Raw genomic sequence first — 14,534 nt, forward strand, 5'->3', positions numbered from 1 at the left:
CGTGTCGGTTAATAGTATCCCAGCAGCTTCCACCACAGCATGCCCACTGCAAAAATGATAATCACATTTGCCGTTACCACACAGAGGTTAATTTTGTAAAAACGCGGTCGTTCAAAATAGCCCTGGGCAAAATAAATAGGACCAGGTCCGCCACCATACTCGGTATTCCCCCACATCAGATTACTAAAGATGCCGAAGCAAATAGCGACCATCATCGGCGGTGCACCCGCAGCGATCGCCGTGGCCGCGAAAGGAGCATACAGCGCAGCTACGTGCCCGGTAGCCGTAGCAAAGAGATAGTGGACATAAATGTAAAGGATCCCCAGCACAATAAAGGACTCAATCGCACCAAACCCTTGAATACCGCTGCCTAACTTTACTGTCATCCATTTAATGAAACCCAGATCGGCAAGTCCGGTCGCCAGGCTAATAATGACGCTAAACCAGATAACCGTATCCCAGGCTGCATGGTCATTAAGCAAACTTTTCCAGCTAACAGCACCCGAAGCAAACAGATAAGCAGCCAGCCCCAGCCCGACAGATGTGGCAGACAATCCAGTAATCAAACTGGTGCCCCAGCCAACCAGCGCCAGCACAAAACCAAACGCGACCTTTTTCTCGTTGCTGCTCATCGAACCGAGCTCACCGAGCGCCTGTTTACCCATCGCTTTTGCCTCTGGCGTACGCTTAAGCTCAGGATCCAATAATTTATAGACCAGTAGCGGCATCAGACAGAAACAAACCATCGCAGGGACCACTGCAGAAATAAACCATCCGCCCCAGGTTATCTCCATACCCAATGACGATTTCGCCAGGCTCGCTACCAGCGGATTCGCCGCCATCCCGGTGAGAAATATCGCCCCGGTAATCGGCGTAAACTGGAAGCACACCATGGTTAAGAAATCGCCAATACGTTTGCCCGTTACCCCTGGAGCGGAGCCCAACACATCATTGATGGAACGCGTGATGGGAAAAATTATGCCCCCGGACCGCGCAGTTACTGACGGCATTGCCGGGGCCATAATCAGATCGGAAACCCCCAGTGAGTAAGCAATACCCAGGCTGCTGCCGCCAAAGAGCGATAACATTTTATACGCAATACGTTTCCCCAGTCCTGACGTCACAAACCCCAGAGACAAGACGTAGGCGCAGAAAATGAGCCATACCGTACCGGACGCAAACCCTGACAGCGCCTTTGCCTCTGGCAACGTTTTGGTGAAAATAACCACGCAAAGCGCAATCAACATCACCGCCCCCGAAGGGAGCGGCTGAGTGAGAATGGCGGCAATGGTCGCGGCAAATATCGCGAACATATGCCAGGCCTGAGGCGTTAGACCATCAGGAACAGGATAAAACCAAATGATCGCGCCTATCGCCAGCGGTATCAGGAACGACAGAATGGATTTTCCCGTGACAGAATTCGTTGACATAAAAAGATCCTTATTCCGTTAGCCCGAGAGCATTCATTTCCGCGACATGTATCTTGCTAATACCTGATCCACCATCGCCGGTGCCATTCCAAGGTAATTTGCCGGGTCGGTCAGTTTTTCAATCAACTGTGGGTCCAGTCGTTCAGAGACAGATGGCATCGCATTCAGCACATCAGCCAATCGTCCACCTTGTTCGTTGACGATACGACAGGCGTCATACACCACGTCATGTGCATCCTGACGACCAATATACGGAGCCAACCCCATCATGACCGCTTCAGCCACAATCAATCCATTAGTCATGCCGAGGTTACGTTTCATCGCCTCTTCATCGACCACCAGCCCCGCCAGCATAAAATTGGCCTGATGCAATGCCCCCGCGCTGAGCACGAAACTTTCTGGGATAGCAATCCATTCGGCATGCCACGGCCCGGTTGCACGCTCCAGATCTTGCACCATCGCATCAAGCATCAACCCTGCCTGTTGGCGAACGCCTTTGGCACAGGCCAGCATCAGCTCGCTGGAAATAGGGTTGCGTTTCTGCGGCATGGTACTGCTGGCGCCACGCCCTTTAACAAACGGCTCATACAGTTCGCCAAACTCATTTGCTGCCAGCAGCATTACGTCGTAGGCAATCTTGCCCAGCGACCCGGTAATCACCGCTAACAGGTTCACCGCTTCGGCAAAACCATCACGCGCGACGTGCCAGGTGGATGTTGGGACATTTAGCCCAAGCTCTTCCATCATCGCTTTTTGTACCGCCAGCCCTTTATCCCCCAGCGATGCCAGCGTACCGGCCGCTCCCGCAAATTCGCCGACCAATACACGAGGACGCGCCTGGGAAAGACGTTCCGCGTGGCGTTCAAACATATCCAGCCAGATGGCCGCTTTGTAACCGAATGTCACGGGCAAAGCCTGTTGTAAATGGGTTCTCCCGGCCATCGGCGTATCACGGTAGCGGCGTGAAAGATCGGCCAGCGTGGCGCGGAGTTTGTCCATATCGGACTCAATGAGCGCAAAAGCATCACGAATTTGCAGAACCACTGCGGTGTCCATAATGTCCTGAGTGGTGGCCCCCCAGTGCACATAACCGCCGGACTCGCCTGCCTGTTTAGAAATCTGGTGCACCAGCGGTAGGATCGGATAACCCACAATTTCGGTTTCATGGCGCAATAAATCAAAATCGAGCGTGTCAGCATTACATTTTTCTGCAATTTCCTGCGCCGCAGCCTCGGGTATCACACCGCAGCGTGCCTGGGCTTTGGCTAATGCCACTTCCACTTCCACGTATTTGCGCACCAGCTCGCGATCGTCAAACACAGCGCGCATCGCCGGTGTGCCGAAAGAGTCCCTGAACAGAACAGAATCAAGTACATTCGAAGCCATAAATCCCCCTGGAAAATCTGATAATGATAAGATGCGTGTTTACGGCAGTTTGTTGGATATTCAAATGCCGCCACAATGTCCAGACATAAACAAATGTCCGTACATTTAAATGTACGGACATTTATAGTATTCATAAGAAATGTAGGGAAGAGTCCGTACAAATTTTCGTGATAAAGATCACTAATATTTTGATGAAACTGCGATGAAAGAATCTCTGTACAAGCGAATAGCACGTGAACTGGCGCAGCAAATTGCGGTGGGAACCTTTGCCCCCGGTTCGCTGTTTCCTACGGAAATGGAACTGTGTGAAACATGGCAGGTCAGCCGCCACACCATGCGTGAGGCGTTAAGGGAATTAACAGAGCAAGGTCTGATATCACGGCGTAAAGGCGCGGGAACTCGCGTTTGCGAACCTAAGGCTAACGGCGTCAATCACCCGCTATCGCATCTTGAGGATCTGTTGCTGCTGGCCAAAAACAATCTGCGCGTCATCAAGAAAATCGATGAGATTGTGGCGGACATAGAGTTGTCCCAGATGATTGGCTGCCCGCCAGGTTCCCGTTGGCTGCACATTGCCAGCACTCGCGAAGATGCGCAAAACCCCGACGCGCCAATCTGCTGGACGGACAGCTATGCCAGCACGGATTACGCCAAACTGCGTACGTACATCCGTGACGACCCACACTCGTTAATCAGCGATTTGATCGAAACCCATTACGGTATTAAAAGCCATGAGGTGCATCAGACCATTACGGCTGTCGGCGTGCCCAAAAAGGTGGCAAAGATTCTCAATGTAGCACCTGATTCACCAGCAATGAGAATCGTGCGTCGTTATCTGGACAGGGACGGGAAAGTATTTGAGACGACGATTTCGATTCACCCGGCAGGACGATATACCTGCTCAATCGTGCTGAAATCGCAAAGTTCGGGGGAGTGATTGACCTATCCGGCCTACACAGTGTGTAGACCGGATAGCATGTTTATACTGCCATACAGCAAGGTGAATTACTGCGCTGCAGACGGTTTGCGCGGACGGCGCGGTGGACGAGGTTTATCACCTGCCGGTTTGCCTTCGCCATTACGCGGCTTCGCTTTTGGCGCTCCGCCATCCGAACGACGCGGCTGCTGTCCACGCCCTGCTCCGCCCTGCCCTCGACCACCGCCGCCGCCACGCTGCTGACGACCGTTCTGGATCGGCTCAGCTTTAATGGACGGGTCTGGCTCGTAGCCTGGCGTCGCAATACGCGGGATCTCTTTTTTCAGCAACTTCTCGATGTCACGCAACAGCTTGTGTTCATCGACGCACACCAGAGACAACGCTTCGCCAGTAGCGGCCGCACGACCGGTACGACCAATGCGGTGCACGTAGTCTTCCGGGACGTTTGGCAGCTCGTAGTTCACCACGTGCGGTAACTCTTCAATGTCGAGACCACGCGCGGCAATGTCGGTCGCTACCAGCACGCGAATATCACCGGATTTAAAATCAGCCAGCGCACGCGTACGCGCACCCTGAGATTTATTACCGTGGATAGCCGCACTGCGGATGCCGTCTTTATTCAGCTGCTCTGCCAGATGGTTCGCGCCATGTTTGGTACGGGTAAACACCAGCACCTGCTGCCAGTTGCCCTGACCAATCATCTGAGATAGCAGTTCGCGTTTACGTTTTTTATCAACGAAATGAACGTGCTGAGTAACCTGCTCTGACGCGGTATTACGACGCGCCACTTCAATTTCCAGCGGGTTGTGCAACAGTTTTTCGGCTAGCGATTTAATGTCATCAGAGAACGTTGCCGAGAACAGCAGGTTCTGACGTTTTGCCGGCAGTTTTGCCAGAACGCGACGAATATCGTGAATAAAGCCCATATCCAGCATGCGGTCAGCTTCATCCAGTACCAGGATCTCAACCTGATCCAGTTTCACCGCATTCTGGTGTTCCAGATCGAGCAAACGACCCGGAGTGGCGATCAGCACATCTACGCCGCCACGCAGCTTCATCATCTGCGGGTTAATGCTGACGCCGCCGAAGACCACCAGCGAGCGAATATTCAGATACTTACTGTAATCACGGACGTTTTCGCCAATCTGGGCCGCCAGTTCGCGGGTTGGCGTGAGGATCAGCGCACGAACCGGACGACGGCTTTTACCATGCGGCTGATTGGTGATCAGGTGCTGTAACAGCGGCAGGGTAAAACCTGCCGTTTTCCCCGTACCGGTCTGGGCGCTGGCCATCAGATCGCGGCCTTCCAGCACGGCAGGAATAGCCTGCTGCTGAATAGGGGTAGGTTCACGGTAACCCTGCTCGGCAACGGCACGTAAAATTTCAGGGTTTAAACCAAGGGAATCAAAAGACATAACAACTCCGAACCGCCCTGACCGTTACCGGTGTCGTTTTCAGGGAGATACATACAATAGAGATGACAAAAACCACAATGTCATGAAGGGGCGGAGTGTAGCAGTTTTTGTGATGTGCCGCATAAATTATCCCTTCACTGGAAAATAATGCTTCGGACTGGACAAGGCTGCACATCAGTCATAATCTTAATCAATCGATTGATTAAGATCAGAGTCGTGCCATGAATACACCCACCATGACAACCAAAGGTGAACAGGCGAAGAACCAGCTCATTGCCGCCGCATTGGCGCAATTCGGCGAGTATGGTCTGCACGCCACGACGCGCGATATCGCTGCACAGGCCGGGCAAAACATTGCGGCTATCACCTACTATTTTGGCTCAAAAGAGGATTTATATCTCGCCTGCGCCCAGTGGATTGCGGATTTTATCGGTGCACAGTTTCGCCCGCACGCTGAAGAGGCCGAGCGTTTATTCGCCCAACCAGAGCCGGACCGTGGCGCGATGCGCGAACTGATCCTGCGCGCCTGCAAAAATATGATCATGCTGTTAACTCAGGACGACACCGTTAACCTGAGCAAATTTATCTCGCGCGAACAGCTTTCCCCCACCGCGGCTTATCAACTGGTGCACGACCAGGTTATCAATCCGCTGCATACACATCTGACGCGCCTGATTGCCGCCTATACGGGCGGCGATGCCAATGATACCCAAATGATTCTGCATACCCACGCCATACTCGGCGAGGTGCTGGCTTTTCGTCTGGGGAAAGAAACCATTCTGTTGCGTACAGGCTGGTCACAATTTGATGAGGATAAAACCGCGCTGATTGACCAAACGATCACCTGTCACATCGATCTTATTCTGCAAGGTTTAACGCAAAGGAGTCTGGAGTCATGAAAAAACCTGTCGTTCTCGGGCTGGTTATCGCGGCCCTCGTTGCCGTGATTGCCGGTGGAACGTGGTGGTATCAGAGTCGGCAAGATAACGGCCTGACGCTATACGGCAATGTCGATATCCGTAGCGTCAACCTGAGTTTTCGTGTCGGCGGCAGGCTGGTCTCGCTGGCGGTTGACGAAGGCGATGCGATTACCGCCGGCCAGGTGCTGGGTGAACTGGACCGCGCACCGTATGAAAACGCATTGATGCAGGCAAAAGCCAATGTAGCTGCCGCACAGGCGCAATACGATCTGATGCTGGCAGGGTATCGCGAAGAAGAGATCGCGCAAACCGCGGCGGCAGTCAAACAGGCGCAGGCCGCCTATGATTACGCGCAGAACTTTTACAATCGGCAGGTCGGATTGTGGAAAAGCCGCACCATTTCAGCCAACGATCTGGAAAACGCCCGTTCATCTCGCGATCAGGCGTTAGCTTCGCTGAAATCCGCGCAGGATAAACTCACGCAATATCGCAGCGGTAATCGTGTGCAGGACATCGAGCAGGCAAAAGCCACGCTCGAACAAGCTCAGGCCGAGCTGGCACAGGCAGAGCTTAATTTGCATGACACCACGCTGACCTCGCCGTCTGACGGCACGCTTCTCACCCGTGCAGTTGAACCCGGCAGCATGCTGAACGAAGGGGGCACGGTACTGACGCTGTCGCTCACGCGTCCGGTTTGGGTTCGTGCTTACGTTGACGAACGAAATCTGAGCCAGGCGCAGCCAGGACGTGAGATCCTGCTCTATACCGATGGCCGCCCGGACAAACCGTATCACGGCAAAATCGGCTTCGTTTCTCCTACCGCCGAATTTACCCCGAAAACGGTCGAGACTCCTGACCTGCGTACCGACCTGGTTTATCGCCTGCGAATTGTCGTCACCGACGCGGACGATTCGCTGCGCCAGGGAATGCCGGTAACGATAAAGTTTGGCGATGAGGCACGGCATGAATGACGCCGTCATTACGCTTAAAGGGCTGACGAAAAACTTTGCCGGAATGGAAAAACCGGCCGTCGCCCCGCTCGACTGTACCGTCCATGCGGGCTACGTGACCGGGCTTGTCGGGCCGGACGGCGCGGGCAAAACTACGTTGATGCGAATGCTGGCGGGATTATTAAAACCTGATGCCGGAAGTGCTGCGGTGATTGGTTTTGACCCCATCAAAGACGACAGCGCACTACATGCGGTGCTGGGCTATATGCCGCAGAAATTTGGTCTGTACGAAGATTTAACCGTCATGGAGAACCTCAATCTCTATGCCGACTTACGCAGCGTCACCGGTGAAGCGCGAGAAAAAACCTTTGCCCGACTCCTGGAATTCACCTCTCTGGGACCATTTACCGGACGACTGGCTGGCAAGCTTTCTGGCGGCATGAAGCAGAAGCTCGGGCTTGCCTGTACGCTGGTTGGCGAACCCAAAGTGTTGCTGCTGGATGAGCCAGGCGTGGGTGTCGACCCTATTTCCCGTCGCGAACTGTGGCAAATGGTCCACGAGCTGGCCGGGGACGGCATGCTGATCCTCTGGAGTACGTCGTATCTGGATGAAGCAGAGCAATGCCGTGATGTGCTGCTGATGAACGAAGGTGAGCTGTTATACCAGGGCGATCCTACTCAGCTTACGCAAACCATGGCGGGTCGCAGCTTCCTGATGAGCAGTCCACAGGAAAACAACCGCCGACTGCTGCAACGCGCGTTAAAGCTGCCGCTGGTCAGCGACGGAATGATTCAGGGGAAATCCGTCCGTTTAATCCTGAAAAAAGAGGCTACTGCTCAGCAGATCCAAAACGCTGACGGCATGCCGGAGATAACCATCAACGAAACAGCCCCCCGCTTCGAAGATGCCTTTATCGATTTACTCGGCGGAGCCGGAACATCGGAATCCCCGCTGGGCGCTATCCTGCATACCGTGGAAGGCACTCCAGGCGAAACGGTAATCGAAGCCAAAGCGTTGACCAAGAAATTTGGCGATTTTGCCGCTACCGACCACGTAGACTTTGCTGTGCAGCGCGGTGAGATTTTTGGTCTGTTAGGACCCAACGGCGCTGGCAAATCCACCACCTTTAAAATGATGTGCGGCCTGCTGGTCCCCACTTCCGGCAAAGCGCTGGTGCTGGATATGGACCTGAAAGTCAGCTCCGGCAAAGCGCGTCAGCATCTGGGCTATATGGCACAGAAATTCTCCCTGTACGGTAACCTGACGGTTGAACAGAATCTGCGCTTTTTCTCTGGTGTCTACGGCCTGCGCGGTCGGGCGCAGAAAGAGAAAATCGATCGTATGAGCGAGGCATTCGGCCTGAAGAGTATCGCTTCCCATGCCACCGACGAACTGCCGCTGGGGTTTAAGCAGCGTCTGGCGCTGGCCTGCTCACTGATGCATGAACCCGACATTCTGTTCCTTGATGAACCCACTTCCGGAGTCGATCCCCTCACCCGTCGTGAGTTCTGGTTGCATATCAATAGCATGGTGGAAAAAGGCGTTACGGTGATGGTGACCACCCACTTTATGGATGAGGCAGAATACTGCGATCGCATCGGGCTGGTGTATCGCGGCAAACTGATAGCCAGCGGTACGCCAGACGACCTGAAGGCTCAGGCTGCCGACAGCGACACGCCGGACCCGACCATGGAACAGGCGTTCATCACGCTAATCAATGACTGGGATAAGGAGCATACGCATGAGTAACTCCGCTCTCTCCTGGCGTCGCGTCCGTGCGCTGTGCGTGAAAGAGACGCGCCAGATCGTCCGCGATCCCAGCAGTTGGCTGATTGCGGTGGTGATCCCACTGCTGCTGCTGTTTATCTTCGGCTACGGGATCAACCTCGACTCCAGCAAGCTGCGGGTAGGGATTTTGCTCGAACAGCAGAGTGAAGAGGCGCTGGATTTTACCCATACCATGACCGGCTCGCCGTATATTGACGCCACCATCAGCGATAACCGTCAGGAACTGATTGAGAAAATGCAGGCCGGGCGCATTCGCGGTCTGGTGGTGATCCCGGTGGATTTTGCCCAGCAGATGGCACGCCCCAATGACGTGGCACCGATCCAGGTGATCACCGACGGCAGCGAACCGAATACCGCCAACTTTGTGCAGGGTTATGTCGAAGGCATCTGGCAAATCTGGCAGCAACAGCGGGCAGAAGATCGTGGGGAATCGTTCAAACCTTTGATCGACGTGCAAACTCGCTACTGGTTTAACCCGGCGGCCATCAGCCAGCACTTTATCATTCCCGGGGCGGTCACCATCATCATGACGGTGATTGGCGCCATCCTCACCTCATTAGTGGTAGCGCGCGAATGGGAGCGCGGCACCATGGAAGCGCTGCTGTCTACCGAAGTCACCCGCGTCGAGTTGCTGTTGTGCAAACTGATCCCGTATTACTTTCTGGGCATGCTGGCGATGCTGCTGTGTATGCTGGTGTCGGTGTTTATTCTTGGCGTGCCCTACCGCGGCTCGTTGCTGATCCTGTTTTTCATTACCAGCCTGTTTCTGCTCAGTACGCTCGGTATGGGGTTGCTTATTTCCACCATCACCCGCAACCAGTTTAACGCCGCGCAGGTTGCGCTGAACGCCGCCTTCCTGCCCTCGATTATGCTGTCGGGTTTTATCTTCCAGATAGACAGCATGCCCGCGATTATCCGGGCGGTAACCTACATTATTCCGGCGCGTTATTTCGTCAGCACCCTGCAAAGCCTGTTTCTGGCGGGAAATATTCCGGTGGTGCTGATTATCAACGTGCTGTTTTTAATCGCTTCGGCGGTGATGTTTATCGGCCTGACGTGGCTTAAAACCAAACGTCGGCTGGATTAAGGGGACTGGCATGTTTCATCGCTTATGGACATTAATTCGCAAAGAGCTGCAATCGCTGTTACGCGAACCGCAGACGCGAGCCATTCTGATTTTACCGGTGCTGATTCAGGTTATCCTGTTCCCGTTCGCGGCAACGCTGGAAGTCACCAACGCCACTATCGCTATCTATAACGAAGACAACGGTAAACATTCGGTAGAGCTAACCCAGCGCTTCGCCCGCGCCAGCGCCTTTACGCATGTTCTGCTGTTGAAAAGCCCGCAGGAGATCCAGCCCACCATCGACACGCAAAAAGCCCTGCTACTGGTGCGTTTCCCGGCCAACTTTTCGCGTAATCTGGATACCTTCCAGCAGGCTCCCATGCAGATTATCCTCGACGGACGTAACTCCAACAGCGCGCAAATTGCCGCGAATTACCTGCAGCAAATCGTTAAGGAGTATCAGCAGGAGCTGATGGACGGCAAGCCGAAACCGAACAACAGCGAGCTGGTAGTGCGTAACTGGTATAACCCGAATCTGGATTACAAATGGTTTGTGGTTCCGTCGCTGATCGCCATGATCACCACCATCGGCGTAATGATCGTTACTTCACTCTCGGTTGCCCGCGAGCGCGAGCAAGGCACGCTGGATCAACTGCTGGTTTCCCCGCTTACCACCTGGCAGATTTTCATCGGCAAAGCTGTGCCCGCGCTAATTGTGGCTACTTTTCAGGCCACCATTGTGCTGGCGATCGGCATCTGGGCTTATCACATTCCGTTTGCCGGTTCATTGGGGCTGTTCTATTTCACAATGGTGATTTACGGGCTGTCGCTGGTTGGCTTTGGTCTGCTGATTTCGTCACTGTGCGCCACCCAGCAGCAGGCGTTTATCGGGGTATTTGTGTTTATGATGCCGGCGATTTTACTCTCGGGCTATGTCTCACCGGTCGAAAACATGCCGGTCTGGTTGCAGAATCTGACGTGGATAAACCCGATCCGCCATTTTACGGACATCACGAAACAGATTTACCTGAAAGATGCGAGTCTGCAGATTGTCTGGGGAAGCTTGTGGCCGCTATTAGTGATAGCGGCCACGACCGGATCAGCGGCGTATGCGATGTTTAGACGCAAGGTGATGTAGCTTTTTGTCCTTCGCCAGCAGCGAGACCACGGCGGGTCCGGCAAGGATGACCAGCCCCGCCAGTGCCAGCAAGACGTTGTTTTGCAGCACGCGTGACAGCAGCCACAGCACGATCATGGCGGCACCGAAATACCACGTCGTGGTCAACTCTTCCAGCACATCAGCCACGTCGCGCCAGCGCTGTTCGTGGTGACGTTGCAATGCAAGCATCAATAAAACCGTAACGCCGTACACGACGCACAATCCCAGGCCGACATGCACCAGTCTGCCGCTCATCCAGCCCATTACCAGCAACGCCACTACCAGTAAATGCAACACTATCTGCCAGCAACTTAGACCCGTTGCGACACGAACACGTTGTTGCCACCTCATGGCTATTCTCCTGAAGGATTTTCGACTAATTGTTCAGAGTACCGGACTTTACGGAAAATTCCGCAACACCGCATCTTTTTGTGACGACGACTACACTATTTTAATCAGGAAAGTGACGCCAACGGGAGAATCATGGCCAGACAAACAGAACGGTTTTCATTCAATGTGCTCACCATTAATACTCATAAAGGGTTTACCGCCTTCAATCGGCGTTTTATTTTGCCTGAGCTGCGAGAAGCCGTCAGAACGGTCGGTGCGGACATTGTGTGCCTACAAGAGGTAATGGGCGCACACGAGGTGCATCCACTGCATGTGGAAAACTGGCCGGACACCACGCACTACGAATTTCTGGCGGACACTATGTGGAGCGACTTCGCCTACGGGCGTAACGCCGTGTACCCGCAAGGACATCACGGTAATGCGGTGTTGTCGCGGTATCCCATTGAGCATTATGAGAATCGTGATGTGTCAGTCGGCGCGAGTGAAAAGCGCGGAGTCCTTTACTGCCGCATTGTACCGCCAATGCTCTCCCACCCCATTCATGTGATGTGTGTGCATCTCGGCCTACGTGAAGCTCACCGCCAGGCCCAGCTCGCTATGCTGGCAGACTGGGTCAACGCCCTGCCCGACGCGGAACCCGTGGTCATCGCAGGAGATTTTAACGACTGGCGGCAAACGGCCAATCGCCCGTTGAAAGCCAAAGCTGGCCTTGACGAGATTTTTACCCGCGCCCACGGTCGCCCGGCGCGAACGTTTCCGGTGCAGTTTCCCCTGCTGCGCCTGGACAGGATCTATGTGAAAAACGCGAATGCCAGTACCCCAACGACGCTTGCGCTGCGTCACTGGCGACATTTGTCCGATCATGCCCCTCTGAGTGCGGAGATTCATTTATGAAATATGGCTGGCGTGAAGGCAATCAAATTCAACTGCTGGAAAACGGCGATCAATTCTACCCCGCCGTATTTGACGCCATTGAGCAGGCACAGCAAAAAATTATCCTTGAGACTTTTATCTGGTTTGAAGATGCGGTAGGAAAACAGCTGCATGCCGCGTTGCTCGAAGCCGCCCGACGAGGAATCAAAGCAGAGGTGCTGCTGGATGGCTACGGCTCGCCGGATCTGAGCGACAGTTTTGTTGAAGAGCTGACCGTAGCCGGTGTTGTTTTCCGCTACTACGATCCACGTCCGCGTCTGTTTGGAATGCGCACCAATCTCTTTCGCCGTATGCATCGAAAAATAGTGGTCATTGATGACCGTGTTGCCTTTGTCGGCGGCATCAATTACTCCGCTGAACATATGTCGGATTACGGCCCGGAGGCTAAGCAAGATTACGCCGTGCGCGTTGAAGGTCCAGTCGTTGCTGACATTCTGAACTTTGTACTGGAAAACCTGCCCGGGCAAAGCGCCGTACGGCGCTGGTGGCGACGTCATCACCGGGCAATCGACAATCATCGCCCCGGCGAAGCGCAGGCGCTGTTTGTCTGGCGCGATAACGAAGAGCATCGCGATGATATTGAACGCCACTATCTTAAAATGCTGACCCAGGCCCGACGGGAAGTGATCATTGCCAATGCCTATTTCTTTCCCGGTTATCGCCTGCTGCATGCCCTGCGTAAAGCAGCACGACGCGGCGTTCGGGTAAAACTCATTGTGCAGGGTGAACCGGATATGCCGATTGTGAAAGTGGGTGCCCGCCTACTGTACAACTATCTGGTTAAAGGTGGCGTCCATGTCTACGAATACCGCCGTAAACCTCTGCATGGCAAAGTGGCGCTGATGGACGATCACTGGGCGACGGTGGGCTCCAGCAATCTTGATCCGCTGAGCCTGTCGCTGAATCTGGAAGCGAATCTGATTATTCATGACCGCACGTTTAACCAGACCCTGCGCGACAACCTGAACCCTATTATTGCGCAGGACTGCAAGCGGGTTGATGAATCCATGCTGCCAAAACGCACCTGGTGGAACCTGACTAAGAGCGTGCTGGCCTTCCACTTTTTACGCCACTTCCCGGCGCTGGTCGGCTGGCTTCCGGCGCATACCCCGCACCTGGCCGAGGTAGAGCCGCCCGCGCAGCCCGCTCTGGAAACTCAGGACCGTATACAAACTGAGGATGCAGGAGGGAAAACCTGATGGCAAAAAATCACCGACGCTGGCGGTTAGCGAAAAAGATCCTCACATGGTTATTTTTTATTGCGGTGATCGTGTTGCTGGTCGTTTATGCCAGCAAAGTCAACTGGCAGGAAGTGTGGACGGTAATTCGCGATTACAACCGGATCGCCCTGCTCAGCGCCGTGGGGTTGGTGATCGTCAGTTATTTACTTTACGGCTGTTATGACCTGCTCGGGCGCTACTACTGTGGGCACAAGCTGGCAAAACGCCAGGTCATGCTGGTGTCGTTTATCTGTTACGCGTTCAACCTGACGTTAAGCACCTGGGTGGGCGGTATTGGGATGCGATATCGGCTCTACTCGCGTCTCGGGTTGCCGGGGGGCACAATAACGCGGATTTTTTCGCTGAGCATTACCACTAACTGGCTGGGCTATATTCTGCTGGGCGGTTTTATATTTACCTTCGGCGTCGTCGAACTGCCCGCTCACTGGTATATCGATGAAGGCACATTGCGCATTTTAGGCATAGCGCTGCTGCTGATTATTGTTGTTTATCTGTGGTTTTGCACCTTCGCTAAACATCGTCACATCACCATCAAGGGCCAAAAGCTGGTGCTCCCCTCCTGGAAATTTGCCCTCGCGCAGATGGCGATATCCGGGACTAACTGGATGGTTATGGGGGCGATTATCTGGTTGTTGCTGGGTCAGAATATTAACTATTTCTTCGTGCTTGGCGTGCTGCTGGTAAGCAGTATTGCCGGGGTTATTGTGCATATTCCGGCGGGGATCGGCGTGCTGGAGGCGGTGTTTATGGCGCTGCTGGCGGGAGAGGATACGTCTCAGGGCACGATCATTGCTGCCCTGCTCGCGTATCGCGTGCTGTACTATTTTATTCCGCTACTGCTGGCGCTGATGTGTTATTTGCTGTTGGAGAGTCGGGCGAAAAAGCTACGGGCAAAGAACGAGAAGGCGATGGCGAAATGAGGATGTATATAGTGCCGGATGCGGCGTAACGCCTTAT

13 protein-coding genes are annotated in these 14,534 nt (G+C 54.0%); 9 read left to right on the plus strand and 4 right to left on the minus strand.

Annotated elements, in window-relative coordinates:
• Positions 1 to 8: 8 nt before the first annotated feature.
• Positions 9 to 1,430, minus strand: a complete 1,422-nt coding sequence (locus SK35_RS16900) for a DASS family sodium-coupled anion symporter (protein WP_048214628.1) — start codon at positions 1,428 to 1,430, stop codon at positions 9 to 11.
• 33 nt (positions 1,431 to 1,463) lie between these two features.
• The gene (locus SK35_RS16905) at positions 1,464 to 2,816 is read right to left on the minus strand and encodes a class-II fumarase/aspartase family protein (RefSeq protein WP_008784199.1); all 1,353 of its coding nucleotides are present in this window, start codon (positions 2,814 to 2,816) and stop codon (positions 1,464 to 1,466) included.
• Between the two features lie 202 nt (positions 2,817 to 3,018).
• Here SK35_RS16905 and SK35_RS16910 point away from each other — a divergent pair, with 202 nt between their 5' ends.
• Positions 3,019 to 3,753: a GntR family transcriptional regulator gene (locus tag SK35_RS16910; RefSeq protein WP_003831553.1), complete on the plus strand. Its 735-nt coding sequence runs from the start codon at positions 3,019 to 3,021 to the stop codon at positions 3,751 to 3,753.
• Between the two features lie 68 nt (positions 3,754 to 3,821).
• On the opposite strand, the gene rhlE is transcribed toward SK35_RS16910, so the two are convergent.
• Entirely contained in the window at positions 3,822 to 5,168 is a 1,347-nt protein-coding gene (gene rhlE / locus SK35_RS16915) for an ATP-dependent RNA helicase RhlE (RefSeq protein ID WP_032942769.1), read from the minus strand.
• A gap of 221 nt (positions 5,169 to 5,389) precedes the next feature.
• On the opposite strand from rhlE, the gene cecR reads away from it, so the two are divergent.
• From cecR to SK35_RS16940, 5 genes are read left to right on the plus strand one after another with little or no spacing between them, the layout of a single operon-like run.
• The gene (gene cecR, locus SK35_RS16920; protein WP_003831550.1) at positions 5,390 to 6,067 is read left to right on the plus strand and encodes a transcriptional regulator CecR; all 678 of its coding nucleotides are present in this window, start codon (positions 5,390 to 5,392) and stop codon (positions 6,065 to 6,067) included.
• Positions 6,064 to 7,059 (plus strand): secretion protein HlyD, encoded by a 996-nt coding sequence (gene hlyD / locus SK35_RS16925; protein WP_048214629.1) that lies wholly within the window; start codon positions 6,064 to 6,066, stop codon positions 7,057 to 7,059. Before cecR ends, hlyD begins: the two co-directional genes overlap by 4 nt.
• Positions 7,052 to 8,788: an ATP-binding cassette domain-containing protein gene (locus tag SK35_RS16930; protein WP_003831546.1), complete on the plus strand. Its 1,737-nt coding sequence runs from the start codon at positions 7,052 to 7,054 to the stop codon at positions 8,786 to 8,788. The genes hlyD and SK35_RS16930 overlap by 8 nt, the downstream gene beginning before the upstream one ends.
• Positions 8,781 to 9,914 carry an ABC transporter permease gene (locus SK35_RS16935; protein WP_003831545.1) on the plus strand — a complete coding sequence of 378 codons (1,134 nt, stop codon included), beginning with the start codon at positions 8,781 to 8,783 and terminating at the stop codon, positions 9,912 to 9,914. Before SK35_RS16930 ends, SK35_RS16935 begins: the two co-directional genes overlap by 8 nt.
• 10 nt (positions 9,915 to 9,924) lie before the next feature.
• Positions 9,925 to 11,031: an ABC transporter permease gene (locus SK35_RS16940; RefSeq protein ID WP_008784194.1), complete on the plus strand. Its 1,107-nt coding sequence runs from the start codon at positions 9,925 to 9,927 to the stop codon at positions 11,029 to 11,031.
• Here the strand turns inward: SK35_RS16940 and SK35_RS16945 are convergent.
• On the minus strand, positions 10,993 to 11,403 hold the full coding sequence (locus SK35_RS16945; RefSeq protein WP_003831542.1) for a YbhQ family protein: 411 nt from the start codon (positions 11,401 to 11,403) through the stop codon (positions 10,993 to 10,995). The two genes, SK35_RS16940 and SK35_RS16945, sit on opposite strands and share 39 nt — an antisense overlap.
• Before the next feature lie 132 nt (positions 11,404 to 11,535).
• Between SK35_RS16945 and SK35_RS16950 the strand changes: the two genes are divergently transcribed.
• From SK35_RS16950 to SK35_RS16960, 3 genes are read left to right on the plus strand one after another with little or no spacing between them, the layout of a single operon-like run.
• Complete coding sequence (locus SK35_RS16950; protein ID WP_048214630.1) at positions 11,536 to 12,297, plus strand: endonuclease/exonuclease/phosphatase family protein; 762 nt, start codon at positions 11,536 to 11,538, stop codon at positions 12,295 to 12,297.
• On the plus strand, positions 12,294 to 13,535 hold the full coding sequence (clsB, locus tag SK35_RS16955; RefSeq protein WP_032942766.1) for a cardiolipin synthase ClsB: 1,242 nt from the start codon (positions 12,294 to 12,296) through the stop codon (positions 13,533 to 13,535). The genes SK35_RS16950 and clsB overlap by 4 nt, the downstream gene beginning before the upstream one ends.
• The gene (locus SK35_RS16960) at positions 13,535 to 14,497 is read left to right on the plus strand and encodes a lysylphosphatidylglycerol synthase domain-containing protein (RefSeq protein WP_048214631.1); all 963 of its coding nucleotides are present in this window, start codon (positions 13,535 to 13,537) and stop codon (positions 14,495 to 14,497) included. Before clsB ends, SK35_RS16960 begins: the two co-directional genes overlap by 1 nt.
• Positions 14,498 to 14,534 lie beyond the last annotated feature (37 nt).

The sequence above is a fragment of the Citrobacter sp. MGH105 genome (assembly GCF_001037485.2).
GTDB lineage: Bacteria > Pseudomonadota > Gammaproteobacteria > Enterobacterales > Enterobacteriaceae > Citrobacter > Citrobacter portucalensis.

Coding starts and splice junctions, on each gene's coding strand:
- clsB (WP_032942766.1), top strand. CDS start 12,294: ATGAAATATGGCTGGCGTGAAGGCAATCAAATTCAACTGCTGGAAAAC.
- SK35_RS16905 (WP_008784199.1), bottom strand. CDS start 2,816: ATGGCTTCGAATGTACTTGATTCTGTTCTGTTCAGGGACTCTTTCGGC.
- SK35_RS16935 (WP_003831545.1), top strand. CDS start 8,781: ATGAGTAACTCCGCTCTCTCCTGGCGTCGCGTCCGTGCGCTGTGCGTG.
- SK35_RS16930 (WP_003831546.1), top strand. CDS start 7,052: ATGAATGACGCCGTCATTACGCTTAAAGGGCTGACGAAAAACTTTGCC.
- SK35_RS16940 (WP_008784194.1), top strand. CDS start 9,925: ATGTTTCATCGCTTATGGACATTAATTCGCAAAGAGCTGCAATCGCTG.
- SK35_RS16960 (WP_048214631.1), top strand. CDS start 13,535: ATGGCAAAAAATCACCGACGCTGGCGGTTAGCGAAAAAGATCCTCACA.
- SK35_RS16900 (WP_048214628.1), bottom strand. CDS start 1,430: ATGTCAACGAATTCTGTCACGGGAAAATCCATTCTGTCGTTCCTGATA.
- rhlE (WP_032942769.1), bottom strand. CDS start 5,168: ATGTCTTTTGATTCCCTTGGTTTAAACCCTGAAATTTTACGTGCCGTT.
- SK35_RS16945 (WP_003831542.1), bottom strand. CDS start 11,403: ATGAGGTGGCAACAACGTGTTCGTGTCGCAACGGGTCTAAGTTGCTGG.
- SK35_RS16910 (WP_003831553.1), top strand. CDS start 3,019: ATGAAAGAATCTCTGTACAAGCGAATAGCACGTGAACTGGCGCAGCAA.
- SK35_RS16950 (WP_048214630.1), top strand. CDS start 11,536: ATGGCCAGACAAACAGAACGGTTTTCATTCAATGTGCTCACCATTAAT.
- cecR (WP_003831550.1), top strand. CDS start 5,390: ATGAATACACCCACCATGACAACCAAAGGTGAACAGGCGAAGAACCAG.
- hlyD (WP_048214629.1), top strand. CDS start 6,064: ATGAAAAAACCTGTCGTTCTCGGGCTGGTTATCGCGGCCCTCGTTGCC.